This is a genomic window from Erythrobacter sp. THAF29, from assembly GCF_009363635.1.
Lineage (GTDB): Bacteria > Pseudomonadota > Alphaproteobacteria > Sphingomonadales > Sphingomonadaceae > Erythrobacter.
Map to the genome: position 1 here is coordinate 1,329,419 of NZ_CP045392.1, position 16,726 is coordinate 1,346,144.

Consider the following 16,726-nt stretch of genomic DNA (forward strand, 5'->3'; position numbering starts at 1 on the left):
GTACGGGGAAGGCGTAGACAATTCGTTAACTACGATTGTCCTTTGAGGGGCCTCGGTTCGATCTCGCTTTGGTAGACGTAAATTGTAAACTCGAACGGCATCGATCCTTCGCGTACGGCATAATCGTGGCGCAGCGAAACGAGCGGCGAAAGCTCTTCCTTGCAGAACTGGAATGCGTACGCCGGGTCCTCGTAAAAAAGCCCCTCATCGAGGTAATCGACATAGCGGCTGAGCATGTTGAAGGCGTATCCCTTTCGCGCCTGCGCCATCAGCGTGCGTGAAATCGTTTCGAAAAAACCGCGATTGTCGGTGATGAGGTTGTTGAACACACCGCTGACGAGCACGTAATCGAAGCTCTCCTCGGCGGGCTCGGCGATAATGTCGCGAACTTCGAAACGGCCTTCGGGATGAGCATTGCGCGCAAATTTGATCGCTTCGGGCGAGATGTCGTATCCTACGTATTCGCCTTCGAAACCGATCGTACGTTTCAGCAGGCTGAGCATCTGACCCGTGCCACAGCCGAAATCGAGCACCTTGCTCGACTTTGTAACGCCGATCTCGCACAGGACTTCCATGCGGCGCTCCTGCGTTCCGCGGTCGGCATATTGCGCGCTCTCGGCGGCATCGCCGTGTTTTTTGACGAGCTCGCTGTAATGCTTGGCCAAGGCCTCGATATCGTTCTTGAAACTGCTGCCCATATCAGAGTCTTATTGCCTCCAGGATCTTGCGCGCTGCATGCACGGTCGGGTCGGAAATGAAGGTTTCGCGCATTCGCTCGGCGAGTTTGGCGCGCAGTCCCGTGTTTTCGATGAAACTGTTCATTGTGCCTGCCAAGGCTTTGTCACTGGTGCAATCGGCGAGACCCAGATCGAAGACAAGCCCTGCACGCGAGAACACCTTGGTTTCGCCGTCCTGCCCTTCGTTCTGGGCGATGGAGGCTGCTGGAATGCCCATATATGCGCATTCGTATTTGATCAGCCCGCCGCCCGTGATGGCTGCATCGGCCCATTGAAACTGTTCGGAAAGGTCGGGCTGGCGCGGGACGATGCCGCTTCCCGGGGCGAACCTCGAAAGCGCTTCCTCAAGTGCGTCATCGGGTTGCGCAATGGCGCGAACGCAAGCTTCCGTGTTCAACTCGTCGATGAGGCGGACGATGCGCCCGGTTATGCCCTTCGGGTCGGAGCCACCTATGGCGACCAGCAGGTTTTGGATCGGACCCTCGCGTCGCCGTGCAAGGCTTTCGGCCCGTGCATCGACCAGCTTGCGCCGGACCAACAGGTAGTCAGGTCCGAGCAAAAGTGCCGGGCCCTGCGGGTAGTCCAAGGTCGGTGCTTCCCAGGTGAAATTCAGAATGACATCGCAGTCGTAGATTTTGAGCTTGCGGAAATCGTCGATCACCACGGCGCTTTGACCCTGCGATTTGAGGTCGGACAGGTAGCGGTCGTCAGCGCGATAGCTGTCGATGACTATGAAGTCGGCGGCATGCAAGGCGACGATACTGGCGAGCTCTTGCTCCGCCGATCTGCTGTTCACCGGTTCGGAGAGCCGGACGCATTCGAAGCCGGCAAGGTCGATTTGCCCAAATGCAGCGCCATCGAATTGTCCCGCAAACGAGCAACGTACCGAAAAAAGCTGCAATGCCTCGGCCAGCGCGATGCAGCGGCTGAGGTGTCCAGAACCGATCTCCGCAGTGGCGTCGCACCTGATCAGGGCTTTCACTGGTCGCTCTCTCGCGTGACGGCAAACAGCTTTTCGGCCATCGTCCAGTCTTCTGGCCGATCGATGTCCCGGGCGCGCCATTCGGGTAACTCCAGGAAGCGCGTGCGTGGACCGAAGAATGGGCGCTTCTCCAGCCAAGCCGCACTGGTACCCCAATAGAATTGGCCGGAATCGTGGTAGACTGACGGCAGGTCCTGTGTTCTCGTTGCCCGGTGCTCGGGCTGGATGAATTCGGGGCTGCCGTCCTTGGCCGCCACAAATCCCCTCTGCGGCGGATGGCCGTAGCGCACCGCAGGAAAGGCAAAGTCGCAATCGCGCGAGAGCAATTCACGCGCTGCGATGAGATCGTCGGAGAGAACGAAAGCAGCGGTTGCATAGATGCAGCAGGCTGCGTCGACTTGCCACCCGATGTCAAAGGCCCAGTTCAGCGCGTGGTTCACCACGTCTGTCGTTCCCGCATGATCGTCAGCCAATTTCGCCGGACGCAGGAAGGGCACCTCCGCTCCCGCTCGCCGGGCAACTTCGGCGATTTCCTGATCGTCGGTTGAGACGATGATGTGGTTGAACAGGCCTGAATCAGCCGCAGCCGCAATCGGCCACCCGATCATCGGGCGTCCGCAAAACTTCCGGATGTTCTTGCGCGGAATGCGCTTGCTGCCGCCACGTGCAGGGATGATGGCGATATTCATCCGGCCACGGCCCTGATGATAGATGCGATAACCTGCTCCTGCTGTTCATCGGTCATCGCCGGATACATAGGTATGCTGATCGCTTCGTCATAGTAGCTCTCAGCGTTGGGGCAGAGCCCAGGCTTAAAGCCGAGGTCGCGATAGTAAGGCTGGAGGTAGACGGGGATGTAGTGGAGATTCACGAGGATCCCCGCTTCGCGCAGCTCGTCGAACACCGCGCGATGGCTTTTCTTCGCGCGGTCTTGATCAACCCGGATGACGTAGAGGTGCCATGCGGAGGCAGCGTCTGGATGTTGCCACGGCGTTGTGATCGGAAGGTCTGCAAAAGCACGGTCATACACGCTGGCGATCTCGCGTCTGCGCTCGATGAACTGCTTGAGCCTGTCCAGCTGGCTCAGCCCCAATGCCGCATTGATGTCCGTCATTCGGTAGTTGAAGCCGAGATGGTGTTGTTCGTAGTACCAAGCGCCAGCATCTGCGATCTGCATGAGATCGGGATCGCGAGTAATGCCGTGGCTGCGATACAGGTTCATCTTCTCGGCAAGATCGGCGTCGTTGGTCATCGCTATGCCACCTTCGCCTGTCGTCACGATCTTGACCGGGTGAAAGCTGAAAACCGCAACATCGCTGTATCGACAATCGCCGACAGGTTCGCCGCGATAGCTCGCGCCGATGGCATGCGATGCGTCCTCAATGATTTTCACGCCGTGGCGCGATGCAGCCTCCTGTATCGCTGCCATGTCGCACGATTGCCCCGTCAGATGAACAGGGATGATGACCTTGGGGAGCGCACCTCGCGCTGCAGCCTCGTCCAGCTTTTCGGCCAATTTAACCGGGCACATGTTGTAGGTGCGCGGATCGACGTCGACGAAATCCACTTCAGCACCGCAATAGAGCGCCGCGTTCGAACTGGCGACGAAGGTTAGCGGGCTGGTCCACACGCAATCACCCGGGCCAACGCCCAGAGCCATGCAGGCTATGTGAAGCGCGCTGGTCGCGCTGTTTGCCGCGACGCCGAAAGCGGCGCCGCATTGCTTCGCCACTGCCTCTTCGAAAGCGGGAACAACTGGCCCTTGCGTCAGGAAATCCGATTTCAGGACATCGACGACCGCGGCGATGTCAGCCTCGGTTATCGATTGCCTACCGTAGGGGATTAACCGTTTCATCACACCGCATGCGTCGGATCGACATGCTTGCGGATGAGCTCGCGCAGCTGCTCGACCGAGAGAAAATCGGGGTTGGTGCCGCTGTTGTACGAGAAACCTGGTTCCACGCGGGTTCCGCCGCGCTTTTCGAGGTAATCTTCGGTCAGGTGATCCGTCGTGCTCGGCAGGATCGCATAGTACGGCCCGAGATCGACGGTGTTGAGGCTGTCGCTCGTGGTAATCATTTCCTCGTGGATTTTCTCGCCGGGGCGAATGCCGACCATCTTGATCTCGCATTCTGGCGCGATGGCTTCGGCGACGTCGGTAATCCGGTAGCTCGGGATTTTCGGAACGAAGATTTCGCCGCCATGCGCATTCTCGAGCGCCCAGAGAACCATCTCCACGCCTTCTGCAAGAGAGATGTTGAAACGCGTCATCGTCGGATCGGTGATCGGGATTACCCCTGTTTCGCGTTGCGCGAGGAAAAACGGGACGACCGAGCCGCGGCTACCGATCACGTTGCCGTATCGCACGACCGAAAGGCGCAGATCACGGGCGCCCTTGACGTTATTGGCGGCGGTAAAGATCTTGTCCGAGCACAGCTTGGTCGCGCCATAAAGGTTGATCGGAGCGGCCGCCTTGTCGGTTGAAAGCGCCACGACATCCGAAACATCGCTGTCGAAGCAGGATTCGATCACGTTCTGTGCGCCAAGAACATTGGTCTTGATGCATTCGAACGGGTTGTATTCGGCCGCCGGCACCTGTTTCAGCGCAGCGGCGTGGACGACGATGTCGATCCCTTCGAGTGCGCGGCGAAGCCGGTCCCGATCGCGAATATCGCCAATGAAATAGCGCAGGGCAGGGTATTGCTGCGTCGAAAACTCCTGGCTCATCTCGTATTGCTTAAGCTCGTCGCGGGAGTAGATGACGAGCCGGCGTACGCCCGGATATCTTTCGAGGACGGTGCGGACGAATGCACGTCCGAACGAACCCGTCCCACCGGTTACAAGAATGCTTTTGTTATCCAGCAACGGATTTCGCTCCCTTTCCAAGATTCATGTAGCGGGCCACGACCAGCACCCCGCTAATAATGAATGCCGCACCGAAAGAAACCGCCGTGGCGAGCATGATACCCCGAATTTCCATAGTCTGGGCCCACAGGATGCTGAGCAGGATGTTGAGCGCGATTGTCAGCACGCTCAGAATGGACATCGTCTCGATGCGTTTTTCGTAATGCAGGAATTTCATGTTGTGCATGAAGTAGCCCTGTAGGACGATCGCGATCATGACATATTGCAGCAGTGGGATCGCGCTGTGGAACGCCTCGCCGAGAAGGACGGGTGCGACGATCACGGCGAAGAAATAGAATGCGATCGCGGCGACTGCGGCGAGCGCAAAGTACAGCGCCGAAACCGAGGCGACTTCGTTTAGGCCTTCGCTCGCCACATTCTTGAGCTTGCGGAACAGCCACGGCGTCCAAGCCATCACGAAGCTGTAATTGACGATCCAGAATGCCGAGGCGAACAGGGCGGCGACGCCATACATCGCGCTCGCCTCGACGCCGAGATAGTGTGCGGCAATGACCTTGTCGGCGGTGGCCATGGCCATCACCACTGCTCCGGCGGGCCAGTACTTGATCCCGAAGAATGCGATGTTCCGGTAGAACGAGCGCTCCGGCACCTTGATCAAGCCGCGGAAACTGAAGCCAAGCGAGCGAAGTGAGAACGCTGTCGCGATGGCCATGCTGAGCATGCGACCGAGCACGACACCGCGCCAATCCCAGCCCGCCGAAAGGAAGACGACGATGAAAATCATGCTCAGGACAGCCTGGATCACTTGCGTGCCGAGGAACGCCATCCTCCGGTTGTGGAACTGCTGGAGCGCGAGGACGGTGTAGAACACCTCGTACAAGAAGGCAGCAATGACGATGCTGACGAGCCAGCCTTCCGGAAATTTCGTTGCGGTTGCCAGTAGTTCGCCAAAGACCAGCGCGATTGTCGATACGAAGATCGCCAGCGCCAGCATCACGAAAAGCGCGGTATGGGTAAACTGATCAAGCTGCTTCTGGTCGAAATCGTAAAAGCGCATCCGGATCGCATCCTGCGTCGTCAGGCCGACAATGGGGCGCAAGAACGTGGCGTAGGTGATGAACAGCACCCAGATGCCATATCCCGTGGGGTCGAGCATTCGTGTCAGGATCGGCGCCAGCAGAAAGGGCACAAGCGCTTCGATGCTGTTGGCAAAGCCATAAAACAATGACTGGACGGCCAGAAATGTCTTCGCTTTTGAAGTAATTGCTTTCCGGATCATCAAGCACTCTTGTTTATTGCCCCACGCACTTGCCGCAGCCGGTGCTTGATATTCTGTAAACCGAAATTGTTAACGATTGCCTGCGATAACCGCGGCTAATCCTGATCGGGCATTCCTTTCAGGCGTCTTGATGATGACAGTCGCGAGGTAGAGCAGAGTGGCTTTCAATGCCGTTAAATCGAGCGGGGCCTTCGCTCGTGCGCCAGAGATGGCGGATACTGATTCTGACCGTAACCATGCCGCCGAACCGGTCAGCGTGCGGACCCGCGACCGCTATGATCTGGCCACGGCAATCGGTGTGGTGGGCCACATGGAAACGTCTGCGGGACGTGCCGCCGTCTATGAGGAAATCAAGAAAAAGAACGCGGTCTACCGCATCGTTGACAGGCTTTATGCGCAAGCCGGGACACGGTTTTTCCAGCCGCTCGTGCTGCTCCTTTACATGGTCAAATGCGCGATATCGATCGGGCCTTGGGGTCAAGAAGATGCGGAAGCCGTGGCGATTTCGAACTTTGACAACGAACACAGAACCGTTGCGCGGGTGACGGCGCTCATTCCCGGGGTCCCGGTTCTGCGCCTGACCGTCGAGCGCAAGCACATCTTTTCAGCCAGGCAAATAAAGGTAGCATTGCGTATGCTGCTTTCCGCAAGGCGCATCTGGCCTTTCCTGCGCATTCTCGTGCGTAAGCACAGCTTCATGCCGTCTGCCCGTATTGCAAGCGCGCTGGCATTCTACATGCGGTTTTCATGGCTGCTCGCAGAGCGAAAGGCGATCAACGCCGCTATCGTCGCCAGCAATTACAGTCCGGAAGCAGTCGGCATGGCCGCCGCAGCTCACAGGATGGGGCGGCGCGTAATCTACTCCAACCATGCTCCGGTTCCGGCGAACGGCACGGTCGTACCGCCCGTCTACGCCGATTGCGCGCTTTTCTATGGCGAGAAGAGCAAAAACACTTACGAGGATCGCAGCGCCTGCACCGCCGAAGTCACCTATATCGGCCAGCCCGGGAAATCGCAGCCAATGCGGTGGAAGGATACGGTCGCTACGGTTGGAATATTCCTTACCTCGGGTACGAAAGTCGACGTCCTTCGCAGCCTCATCGCCACGATCCGCGTGGACCTTCCCGAAGCCAAAATTCTCATTCGCCAGCATCCGGTCCTGCTGCTCAAAACCGATTTTTCGGGGCTCGATCTCGACGATGACAATGTCGAACTGACGATCGGCAATCCGCTGGACGATGAAATTGCCGAGTGCGATCTGGTCATTTGCGGCAATAGCGGTGTCGCCATGAACGTGCTGAGCGGCGGCCGTCCGGTTGCCTATCTCTCCAGCCTCGACGGCATCCACTTCGACGCCAATGGCTTTGTCGCAAGCCGGCTGGTGCACGCCATGCCGTGGTGGAGCGAAGACATCTACGACCGCTTGAAAGCCTTTTACCAGACGCCGGGATGGCACGGTGTGATGCAGAGCTACGATGCGTCTTACGGTACGGATATCGATGCCCTTCAAAAAGAAGCGGCCGGCGTCTTGGTGCGCCACATTCGTCCTGGATGCGGCGCCCACCGGCCTGGTGAGGATAACGGGCGCTCGGAGACCCGCGCAGCCTGAACCGGCAATTTGCCGCTGAAAAGCGGTCCAGCTTTCCTTTTCCGCTCTTCCCTCGCGACGTCCCTGCGCATACAGGGCGCGCATGACGAGCGAAGAGCGCACCGGACTTGCTTATGCCATCACGGGCTTCGCGATCCTTTCGGTCGGTGATGCGGTTGTGAAGAGCATGGCCGAAGACTGGCCTCCCTATGCCGTTGCCGCGCTGCGCTTTACCATCGGTGCGTTGGCGCTCTCCGTCATGCTTTGGAGAAGCGAGGGCGCGAGCGCCTTCAAACCGCGAAATCCTTGGCTGCAAATCGCGAGGGGAATATGCCTCGCCATTGCCTCGGTCAGCTTCTTCTCGGCGATTTACCTGATGCCGCTGGCCGATGCGATGTCGATCGGATTTCTCGCCCCCGTGCTCACGCAGTTGCTGGCGGGGCCGCTGCTGGGTGAAAAGGTCCGTCCGGCGGTCTGGGGCGTGTCGATAGTAGCCCTGATCGGGGTGGGGATCATCTTGCGACCGAACCTCGCCGAGCTAGGCTGGGCGGCGCTGTTGCCGCTCAATTCGGCCGTCTTTTTCGCTCTGATGATGATCGCCAACCGTGCAAGCGCCGGGGAAGGCAGTGCGCTTTCGATGCAGGTATTCATCGCCGGCATCTGCGCGCCGATCCTGATCGTCCTTGCACTTGGCATCAAGCTTTCGGGCATCCCAGCGCTCGATTTCGGCTGGCCAAGCTGGGATGTGGTGCTGCGCTGCGCAATCGTTGCTTTTACGGCCAGCAGCGCACATTGGCTCGCTTACATCGGCACGGCCAAAGCTGGCGCAGCGCAAGTCGCCCCTGCAATCTATGTCCAGATGCTGGTCGCTATCGCGCTCGGCTGGTGGATATTTGGCGATCGTCCTGACCTTTTCACGCTCGGAGGCGCCGGGCTGATCATCGCTGCCGGTCTCTACCTCTGGCGGGACGGGCTGCGCGCCGCGCAAAGGCAGGTTGTACCGAAAGCATCTTGAAGGCTAAGAGCCGCAAGCCTCTGTTCACCCGCGAGGACTAAGGCGGTGGCAGGCGCCCAGGGCGCGCATCGAAGGGGACCAAGCAAGCATGTGCGGCATAATCGGTATCGTTGGCAGCGAAGAGGTGGCCGACCGTCTGGTCGACGGTCTGAAGCGGATGGAATATCGCGGCTATGACAGCGCCGGGATCTGTACGCTCTACGACGGCAAGCTCGTGCGTCGCCGGGCCGAGGGCAAGCTCGGCAATCTCGTGGATGTCCTGAAAGAACAGGACGCGCCCGGCACTGTGGGTATCGCACACACGCGCTGGGCTACCCATGGTGCGCCCACGGCGGAAAACGCTCACCCTCACGCAACCGGCGAAGTCGCGATTGTCCACAACGGGATCATCGAGAATTTCAAGGAGCTGCGCGCCGAGCTGCGCGAGGCCGGTCGAACCTTCGACAGCGAGACGGACAGCGAAGTCATCGCCCACTTGATCTCTCGCCGGGTCGAAGAAGGCGAAGGCCCGGTCGAGGCTGTGCGCAACGTGCTTCCGCGTCTGCGCGGTGCGTTCTCCCTTGCAATCGCGTTTCGCCAACATCCCGAGCTCCTCATCGGCGCACGGCTCGGTTCGCCGCTGGTGGTCGGGTACGGGCCTGAAGGCGAGAATGCGGAAATGTATCTCGGTTCGGATGCGCTTGCGCTTGCCCCGCTGACGCAGCGAATCTCCTACCTGGAGGAAGGCGATTGGGCGGTCATCACTCGCGACAGTGCGACGATTTACGATGCCGATGGCAATGAGGTCGAAAGGGAAATCCGCACTTCGGGTGCATCGGCAGCGGCGACCGAGAAGGGCAATTATCGCCACTTCATGCAAAAGGAGATCTTCGAGCAGCCAACCGTGGTCGCGCAGACGCTCGGATCATACCTTCGCCGCGACAATAACTCGGTCGCATTACCTCAGTTCGATTTCGACATTTCCTCCGTCCGCCGCCTGACGATCGTCGCCTGCGGCACTTCGTACTACGCCGGGATGGTTGCAAAGTACTGGTTCGAACAATTCGCACGGGTCCCGGTCGACATCGATGTGGCCTCGGAATTCCGCTACCGCGAGCCAGTGCTCGAGGAGGGCGGTCTCGCACTTTTCATCTCGCAGAGCGGCGAGACTGCGGACACTCTCGCAGCGCTGCGCCACTGCAAAGAGAATGGCCAAACCATCGGCGTGGTCGTGAACGTGCCGACCAGCACCATGGCCCGCGAGGCCGACCTGCTTCTCCCGACCCATGCGGGGCCGGAAATCGGTGTCGCTTCGACCAAGGCTTTCACCTGCCAGCTCGCCGTGCTCGCCGCCCTTGCTGCGCACATGGCGGTGAAGAAGGGCCTGATGAGCCGTGAGGAAGAAATCGGGGTCGTTGAACACCTGCTCGAAGCGCCCGCTTGCCTCAACGCTGCGCTCGACCATGATGATGATATCGCAGCGATGGCGCACCTGATCGCCCCTGCGCGCGATGTGCTCTATCTCGGACGCGGGCAGGACTATCCGCTGGCGCTCGAAGGCGCGCTGAAACTCAAGGAAATCAGTTACATCCATGCCGAAGGCTATGCCAGCGGCGAGATGAAGCACGGCCCCATCGCGTTGATTGACGACGATGTCCCGGTGGTGGTTATTGCGCCATCAGGACCGCTTTTCGAAAAGACCGTCTCAAATATGGAAGAGGTCCGCGCGCGTGGCGGTCAGATCGTTCTCATATCCGATTCCGATGGGATCGATCACGCGGGCGAGGGCTGCATCGCAACGATCGAAATGCCCAAGGTCCACCCGCTTATTGCGCCGCTGGTCTATGCAATCCCGGTCCAGCTCCTCGCCTATCACGTCGCGGTGGTGAAAGGGACGGATGTCGACCAGCCGCGCAACCTCGCGAAATCGGTGACCGTCGAGTGAGCGACGACGGCGATCTGGCCAAAGTCACCGGTGGATGCCATTGCGGCGCGGTGCGGTTTGAGGCGCTTTCCGAACCCGAACCGCAAATGCTTCGCTGCAATTGCTCGATCTGCAGCGCGACCGGTTATCTCCACCTCTTCATCCCGCATGAGCGGTTCACGCTCCTGAGCGGAGCAGACAACCTTGTTTCCTATCGCTTTGGTAGCCGGGAGGCCGAGCATCTTTTCTGCATGACCTGCGGGATCAAGAGCTTCTACCAGCCACGCTCCCACCCGGAGGCATGGAGCGTCCATCTCGCGTGTCTCGATACACCCCATTCGTTAAAGCCGATCATCACCGACTTCGATGGCCGAAACTGGGAGGAATCGGCATCAAGCGAGGGTTTTGCCGGGCGTGATAAGCCGCTGAAAACCTGAAATTAACCAACTTCTGGGACACTTCGAAAATTCCGCCTGAAATGGCCCGCGATTTTACCGCGCCATAACCTTTGCGGGTTAATTCGCGTGATCGTGAGCGATCAGGTTAATTCTTCTCCCCCTTCGCGGGCAAATTCGAAACTATCGGCGTTGGCAGTCCTTGGCCTCAAGGGCTGGGGCGGCGGAGAGTGGACGCGGCTGCGCGGCCTGCAGTTCTCTGCGCTCCCCCATCAGACGCATCGGCGGGTGATCGCCCACACTGTGATGGCAGCGCTCGTCGCCTACCTCTACATCGACACCGTCCACGTCGGCTGGATCGTCGGCTGGATCGCGGCGCTCGCTTTGATCAACCTGCGCGGCACATTGTTCGACAGGTCGCTCGCCCTGGCCGACCGCAGGACCGTCACGCCTTGGGAATTCTATCGCCAGACGCTCACATCGGTCGTTTCTGGGATGCTTTGGACCGTGCCCTGCATCTTTTTCGCACCCAGCGGTGGAATCATGGAGATGATGGCGCTTTTGCTCATCGTCATGACGCTGATGGCGGGTTCGGTCTTCTTCTATTCGGCGGCGCCTGCGAGCATTTCGGCATTCATCCTGATCGTCAGTTCGGCATCGGTAACCCATCTCTATTTGTCGGGCCAATGGGGAGCGGCAATTGCCGTTGGCCTTTTCGCATTCGGCGCGCTGGGTGGGGCGATCGAGTCCGGCCGAACCTTCCTGCTTGCACGGATTGCAGAGGAAAACCTTGCCGAGAAGGAAGAGGTCGTCTCGCTTCTCCTCCGCGAATTCGAGGAAAACGAGGCGGATTGGCTTTGGGAGGTGGATACCACGCGCCGCCTGCGTTCCGTCAGCCCCCGTTTTGCCTTTGCGCTCGGTAGCAAGCAGAAAGACGTCGAAGGGAAGCCGCTTCTCGAACTGATAGCGACTAAGGATTGCCCCCCCGAACGTTACGCGCCCAGCCTTCGCGAACTGGCCGAACGACTCAAAAATCGCGAAAATTTTTCAAACCTGCTCGTCCACGTTTCGATCAAGGGGGAGGAGCGCTGGTGGGAGCTTTCGGGCACGCCGATGCGCGACGAGCGTGGCCGGTTCATCGGTTTCCGCGGAGTCGGGTCGGACGTGACCGAGCAGCGCGAGTCCAGCGAAAAGATCGCCTATCTCGCACGCTACGACACGCTTACATCACTGCCCAACAGGCTCCAGCTCAACGAAGCGCTGGGCGAGGCTTTACGCTACGCCGCGCAGTGGCGCACGCGCTGCGCATTGCTCATGGTCGATCTCGACCGGTTCAAGGCTGTCAACGATTCGCTCGGCCACATGACCGGCGACAAGCTGCTCGCACAGGTCTCGTCGCGCCTCCAGGCGATTGTTGGCGATGGCCAGCTTTGCGGACGGCTCGGCGGCGATGAGTTCGCGATTGTCATTCGCGATGCAAGCGATCCCGATCGGATCGACGAAACCGCGCGCAAGGTCATCGCTGCGCTCTCCGAACCCTACGAGGTCGAGCAACACACGCTTTATGTTGGCGCCAGCGTCGGTTCGGCAATCGGGCCGAGGGATGGCACAACGGTCGAAGAACTCATGCGCAATGCCGACCTCGCGCTCTATCGTGCGAAAGACGTAGGCGGCGGCGAACACTTCAAGTTCAAGCCTGAGTTGCATGCCTCGGCAGAGGAACGCCGCCAGCTCGAAGTGTCGCTTCGCAAAGCGGTGCTCGCCGACGAATTTGTGCTGCACTACCAGCCGGTGGTCGATGCGCGCAGCGAGCAGATTGTAAGCTTCGAAGCGCTGGTGCGCTGGAACAGCCCCGAACATGGCTTCGTCAGCCCTGGCAAGTTCATCCCGCTCGCAGAAGACACGCGCCTGATCGTCCCGATCGGCAGGTGGGTGCTGAGCCAGGCTTGCATGGAAGCGCGCTCCTGGCCCGACCACGTGAAGGTCAACGTCAACGTGTCGCCTGAACAGCTGCTCGAGCCGGAATTCAGCCGAGAGGTTGTCGATGCGCTCGCCGCTAGCGGATTGCGACCCGAGCGGCTAGAGGTAGAGGTGACGGAAAGCATCTTCGTTCGCGATGCTATGACGGCGCGCAACGCACTCGAACAAATCATGGCGCTGGGCTGTTCGGTCGCGCTGGACGATTTCGGGACCGGCTATTCCTCGCTCGGATACCTGCGTAAACTGCGGTTCTCTACGATCAAGGTGGACCGGACTTTCGTTCAGGGCGCTGCCCAAGGCGCCAATGAAAGCCTTGCGATCATCAACGCCGTGGTCGCGATGGCACAGAGCATGCACATGACGACGACTGCCGAGGGTGTGGAAACGCCCGAGGAAGCCGAGCTCATTCGCAATCTTGGCTGCGACAAGATCCAGGGGTTCTACTTCGGACGCCCGATGTCGAACGATGAGGCGCGCAGGCTCTTCAAATCTGACAACGCTCAGCGCAAGGCTGGATAATCAGGCGTTTACCAGCGCGTTCAGGACGTTTTCGAACAGGCGCCTGCCGTCCGCACCGCCCATCGAGGGGTGGGCTGCAGGCTCGATCGCACGCTCCGGGTGCGGCATCATGCCAAGCACGCGCCCATTGGCGCTGAGTATGCCTGCGATATCACGGCGCGAACCATTGCAGTTCTCGGCATAGCGGAAGGCCACACGGTTATCTCCTTCGAGCCGGTCGAGCGTCTCATCGTCGGCGAAATAGTTGCCGTCATGGTGCGCAACGGGGATGCGCAGCGTTTCGCCGGCTTCAAATCCATGGGTGAAGATCGAGTCGGTGTTCTCAACCGTAAGCGGGACGGTACGACAAACGAAGGTCTGCCCCGCATTGCGCATCAACGCCCCCGGTAGGAGACCGCTCTCGGTGAGCACCTGGAAGCCGTTGCACACGCCCAGAACCGGGACGCCGCGCTCTGCCGCCGAAATGACAGCGCGCATGATCGGGCTCTTCGCCGCCATCGCCCCTGAGCGAAGATAATCGCCGTAAGAAAAACCACCGGGCAGGGCGAGGAAATCCAGGCCGTCCGGCAGGTCAGCATCGCCGTGCCAGATTCGGATGGCTGGCTCACCCGACACCGCTTCGAGCGCGACGGCCATGTCGCGATCGCAGTTCGAGCCTGGAAATGTAATCACCCCGGCTCGAAAATTGTTGGACGGGAAAGCCATCAGGCGGGCTCCTTCGCGCCATCCAGTTTCTCTATCGCGTAGTCTTCAATCACCATGTTCGCGAGCAGCTTGCGGCACATCGTGTCGAGCGCCTCGTCAGTGGTGTCGTCCGCCACATCCATCTCGATCATCCGGCCGATGCGCACGTCTTCGACCCCATCGAAGCCAAGGCCTTCAAGCGAATGGTGGACAGCACGGCCCTGAGGATCGAGGACGCCGGGCTTAAGGCGGACGAGGATACGGACTTTCATGGACGTTTCCTGGAGGCTGCGGGTTCGGTCTTGTGGCGCCCGCTATAGCGTGCCTTCGGGGCGGTGCAATCGCCCTTCTCATCCCTATCCGCAGGCGAGGTCAGTGGTGCTCGCGTGGCATTGTGTAGCCAAACCGCAACAATTCTAGCGGTGCTGCGGCAAAAACGCGGCCAAAACGCGCGATATTGCAGGCGCGAACTCGCAAGAATCACTGCGTTCTGCCACGGGCGGGCCAGCTTTTTGCTGCGCAACCCCAATTCTCACGCGTCAAAACAAGGTACGTTCGAATGTCTGCACGCATTTTCACAGCTCGCAGCCTCCTTGCGAGCACCAGCATTTTCACCGCAGCTGCGATCGGCTTCGCTGCACCTGCCGCCGCGCAGGACCAGGAATCCGCAACTGAAGCCGACAACGGCCAGCTGCCTTCCATCATCGTCACTGCCAACCGCCGGGAGGAAAACCTTCAGGATGTGGCCGTTTCGGCCGATATTCTTGACCAGGGCCGGATCGACAACATTTTTGCGGCCGCAGCCGATACGACCGCGCTTGCGGGCTCTGCACCGGGCCTCAATGTCGAGAGCTCGAACGGGCGCGTTGCACCGCGCTTCTACATTCGCGGCCTCGGCAACACCGATTTCGACCTTGCCGCATCGCAGCCGGTTTCGGTCATCATGGACGATGTTGTCCTTGAAAACGTGACGCTCAAGAGCTTCCCGATCTTCGATGTCGAGCGGATCGAAGTCCTTCGCGGTCCGCAGGGCACGCTTTTCGGTCGCAATACGCCGGCCGGGATCGTCAAGATCGACACCATCAAGCCGAGCCAGGAAACCGACGTGCGCGTCGGTATGTCGTTCGGCGAATATGGTACGCTTTCGCTCAATGGCGCGGTCGGCGGCGGGATCGTCGACGATACGCTCGCTTTCCGTGTCTCCACGCAGCTTCAGCGCCGCAGCGACTGGATCGACAACGGGTTCACCAATGAAGAAAATGTGCTTGGCGGATACACCGATTTCGCGATCCGCGGCCAATTGCTGCTGACCCCGGGGCCGGACACGGACATTCTCGCGCAAGTCCAGTTCCGCGACCTCGATGGCAGCTCGACATTCTTCCGTGCCAACATCCTCGGCCCGGGCAATAACGATCTTAACGCGAATTACGATCGCGACACCGTGTTCTACGATGCGGGTGGCGGCAACGAGGCGCAGTATCAGCAGTGGGGCTCGACGCTCAATATCAGCCACGACTTCGGCGGCGCATCGTTCACGTCGATCACGAGCTATTACGAAAGCGAAGGTTCCAGCCGAGGCGATATCGATGGCGGTTTCGGCGCTGCTTTCCTGCCGTTCCAGGGGCCGGGAGTCATTCCGTTTCCGGCCGATACGCAGGATTCGATTGACCTGTGGCAGTTCACTCAAGAAGTGCGCCTCGCATCGAATACCGATGGCCCGCTGACATGGCAGATCGGCGGATTCTACTTCGAGAGCGATTTCGACGTGACCACCGTCGGCTTCACCTTCCCGCCGCCCGTCACGGTTAACCACACCAATGAGGCATGGGCGCTGTTCGGCCAGGCCAGCTACCAGTTAACCGATGCGGTGCGCCTTACCGGCGGTCTGCGATACACGGATGACGAGAAGAACTTTTTCGTCGTCTCGGGTGCCGCTCCGCAACCGGTAAGCGTGCAGGACGACCAGATCGACTGGGATGTCAGCGTGTTCTTCGACCTTTCGGATGATGCCAGCGTTTACGCCAAGGTCGCCGACGCATTCCGCGGGCCGACGATCCAGGGCCGCGACGTAGCGTTCTTCGCGCCGCCTTCTATTGCGCAGTCGGAGAATATCATGTCATACGAGGCCGGCTTCAAGACAGAACTCGCCGACCGGACTATCCGCCTCAATGGCGCCGTGTTCTATTACACGGTTGACGATCCGCAGTTCACCGCCGTCGGCGGCACGGGCAACCTTGTCCAGCTGATCAACGCAAATGAGGGCGAAGCATTCGGTTTCGAGCTGGACAGTGCATTCCAGGTCACGCCGAACCTCGAAGTAACGCTGGGCGTCGCGTTCAATGATACGCAAATCAACGATCCGAACCTTGCGGTAGGCGTCTGTGCACAATGCACCGTGCTCGATCCGCTGAATGCGGGTGGATTTGCGCTGGTTGACGGAAACCCCTTCCCCAACGCGCCGGAATGGAGCGGGGATCTCACCGTGAGCTACACCTACCCGGTGGGCGATCGCGACGAGATTTTCGTCTTTACCGACTGGACATATCTCGGCGAGACCAACTTCCTTCTCTACGAGAGCGCCGAATTCAATGCCGGCAGCCGCATCGAAGGCGGCCTGCGCGTAGGCTATCGCGGAAATGACGGGGAATACGAAATCGCCGTTTTCGCCCGCAACATCACCGACGAGGACAACGTCCAGGGCGTGATCGACTTCAACAACAACACCGCGTTCGTCAACGAACCGCGCGTGATCGGCGTTTCGCTCGGCTTCCAATACTGA

Annotated in this window: 14 protein-coding genes; 6 read left to right on the forward strand and 8 right to left on the reverse strand. The window is 59.7% G+C overall.

Going from position 1 to position 16,726, the window contains the following annotated elements; translation table 11 throughout:
- Positions 1-29: 29 nt before the first annotated feature.
- From FIU90_RS06470 to FIU90_RS06495, 6 genes are read right to left on the reverse strand one after another with little or no spacing between them, the layout of a single operon-like run.
- Positions 30-698, reverse strand: a complete 669-nt coding sequence (locus tag FIU90_RS06470; RefSeq protein ID WP_152434041.1) for a trans-aconitate 2-methyltransferase — start codon at positions 696-698, stop codon at positions 30-32.
- A 1-nt stretch (position 699) separates the two neighbouring features.
- Positions 700-1,719: a UDP-2,4-diacetamido-2,4,6-trideoxy-beta-L-altropyranose hydrolase gene (pseG, locus tag FIU90_RS06475; RefSeq protein ID WP_172970200.1), complete on the reverse strand. Its 1,020-nt coding sequence runs from the start codon at positions 1,717-1,719 to the stop codon at positions 700-702.
- Positions 1,716-2,408, reverse strand: a complete 693-nt coding sequence (gene pseF / locus FIU90_RS06480; RefSeq protein WP_152434043.1) for a pseudaminic acid cytidylyltransferase — start codon at positions 2,406-2,408, stop codon at positions 1,716-1,718. The genes pseG and pseF overlap by 4 nt, the downstream gene beginning before the upstream one ends.
- Positions 2,405-3,574, reverse strand: coding sequence for a UDP-4-amino-4,6-dideoxy-N-acetyl-beta-L-altrosamine transaminase (pseC, locus tag FIU90_RS06485; RefSeq protein ID WP_152434044.1), 1,170 nt, complete (start codon positions 3,572-3,574; stop codon positions 2,405-2,407). Before pseC ends, pseF begins: the two co-directional genes overlap by 4 nt.
- The gene (gene pseB, locus FIU90_RS06490; RefSeq protein WP_152434045.1) at positions 3,574-4,584 is read right to left on the reverse strand and encodes a UDP-N-acetylglucosamine 4,6-dehydratase (inverting); all 1,011 of its coding nucleotides are present in this window, start codon (positions 4,582-4,584) and stop codon (positions 3,574-3,576) included. The genes pseC and pseB overlap by 1 nt, the downstream gene beginning before the upstream one ends.
- Positions 4,574-5,863 carry a lipopolysaccharide biosynthesis protein gene (locus tag FIU90_RS06495; RefSeq protein WP_152434046.1) on the reverse strand — a complete coding sequence of 430 codons (1,290 nt, stop codon included), beginning with the start codon at positions 5,861-5,863 and terminating at the stop codon, positions 4,574-4,576. Before FIU90_RS06495 ends, pseB begins: the two co-directional genes overlap by 11 nt.
- Before the next feature lie 208 nt (positions 5,864-6,071).
- Here FIU90_RS06495 and FIU90_RS06500 point away from each other — a divergent pair, with 208 nt between their 5' ends.
- From FIU90_RS06500 to FIU90_RS06520, 5 genes are all read left to right on the forward strand, one after another.
- Positions 6,072-7,472, forward strand: coding sequence for a hypothetical protein (locus tag FIU90_RS06500; RefSeq protein ID WP_152434047.1), 1,401 nt, complete (start codon positions 6,072-6,074; stop codon positions 7,470-7,472).
- Between the two features lie 82 nt (positions 7,473-7,554).
- Positions 7,555-8,466 carry a DMT family transporter gene (locus FIU90_RS06505; protein ID WP_152434048.1) on the forward strand — a complete coding sequence of 304 codons (912 nt, stop codon included), beginning with the start codon at positions 7,555-7,557 and terminating at the stop codon, positions 8,464-8,466.
- A gap of 88 nt (positions 8,467-8,554) precedes the next feature.
- Positions 8,555-10,390, forward strand: a complete 1,836-nt coding sequence (gene glmS, locus FIU90_RS06510) for a glutamine--fructose-6-phosphate transaminase (isomerizing) (protein ID WP_152434049.1) — start codon at positions 8,555-8,557, stop codon at positions 10,388-10,390.
- The gene (locus FIU90_RS06515) at positions 10,387-10,806 is read left to right on the forward strand and encodes a GFA family protein (RefSeq protein ID WP_234029654.1); all 420 of its coding nucleotides are present in this window, start codon (positions 10,387-10,389) and stop codon (positions 10,804-10,806) included. Before glmS ends, FIU90_RS06515 begins: the two co-directional genes overlap by 4 nt.
- 150 nt (positions 10,807-10,956) lie before the next feature.
- Entirely contained in the window at positions 10,957-13,263 is a 2,307-nt protein-coding gene (locus tag FIU90_RS06520) for a bifunctional diguanylate cyclase/phosphodiesterase (RefSeq protein WP_234029655.1), read from the forward strand.
- Here FIU90_RS06520 and purQ read toward each other — a convergent pair whose 3' ends face one another.
- Together purQ and purS are read right to left on the reverse strand one after the other, a co-directional pair.
- Complete coding sequence (purQ, locus tag FIU90_RS06525) at positions 13,264-13,968, reverse strand: phosphoribosylformylglycinamidine synthase subunit PurQ (RefSeq protein WP_152434050.1); 705 nt, start codon at positions 13,966-13,968, stop codon at positions 13,264-13,266. It abuts the gene before it with no gap.
- A complete protein-coding gene (gene purS / locus FIU90_RS06530; protein ID WP_152434051.1) occupies positions 13,968-14,219 on the reverse strand; it encodes a phosphoribosylformylglycinamidine synthase subunit PurS in 252 nt (83 codons plus the stop codon). The genes purQ and purS overlap by 1 nt, the downstream gene beginning before the upstream one ends.
- 287 nt (positions 14,220-14,506) lie before the next feature.
- Here purS and FIU90_RS06535 point away from each other — a divergent pair, with 287 nt between their 5' ends.
- The gene (locus FIU90_RS06535; protein WP_152434052.1) at positions 14,507-16,726 is read left to right on the forward strand and encodes a TonB-dependent receptor; all 2,220 of its coding nucleotides are present in this window, start codon (positions 14,507-14,509) and stop codon (positions 16,724-16,726) included.

Coding starts and splice junctions, on each gene's coding strand:
- glmS (WP_152434049.1), top strand. CDS start 8,555: ATGTGCGGCATAATCGGTATCGTTGGCAGCGAAGAGGTGGCCGACCGT.
- FIU90_RS06470 (WP_152434041.1), bottom strand. CDS start 698: ATGGGCAGCAGTTTCAAGAACGATATCGAGGCCTTGGCCAAGCATTAC.
- pseF (WP_152434043.1), bottom strand. CDS start 2,408: ATGAATATCGCCATCATCCCTGCACGTGGCGGCAGCAAGCGCATTCCG.
- purS (WP_152434051.1), bottom strand. CDS start 14,219: ATGAAAGTCCGTATCCTCGTCCGCCTTAAGCCCGGCGTCCTCGATCCT.
- pseC (WP_152434044.1), bottom strand. CDS start 3,574: ATGAAACGGTTAATCCCCTACGGTAGGCAATCGATAACCGAGGCTGAC.
- FIU90_RS06500 (WP_152434047.1), top strand. CDS start 6,072: ATGGCGGATACTGATTCTGACCGTAACCATGCCGCCGAACCGGTCAGC.
- FIU90_RS06495 (WP_152434046.1), bottom strand. CDS start 5,863: ATGATCCGGAAAGCAATTACTTCAAAAGCGAAGACATTTCTGGCCGTC.
- FIU90_RS06535 (WP_152434052.1), top strand. CDS start 14,507: ATGTCTGCACGCATTTTCACAGCTCGCAGCCTCCTTGCGAGCACCAGC.
- purQ (WP_152434050.1), bottom strand. CDS start 13,968: ATGGCTTTCCCGTCCAACAATTTTCGAGCCGGGGTGATTACATTTCCA.
- FIU90_RS06505 (WP_152434048.1), top strand. CDS start 7,555: ATGACGAGCGAAGAGCGCACCGGACTTGCTTATGCCATCACGGGCTTC.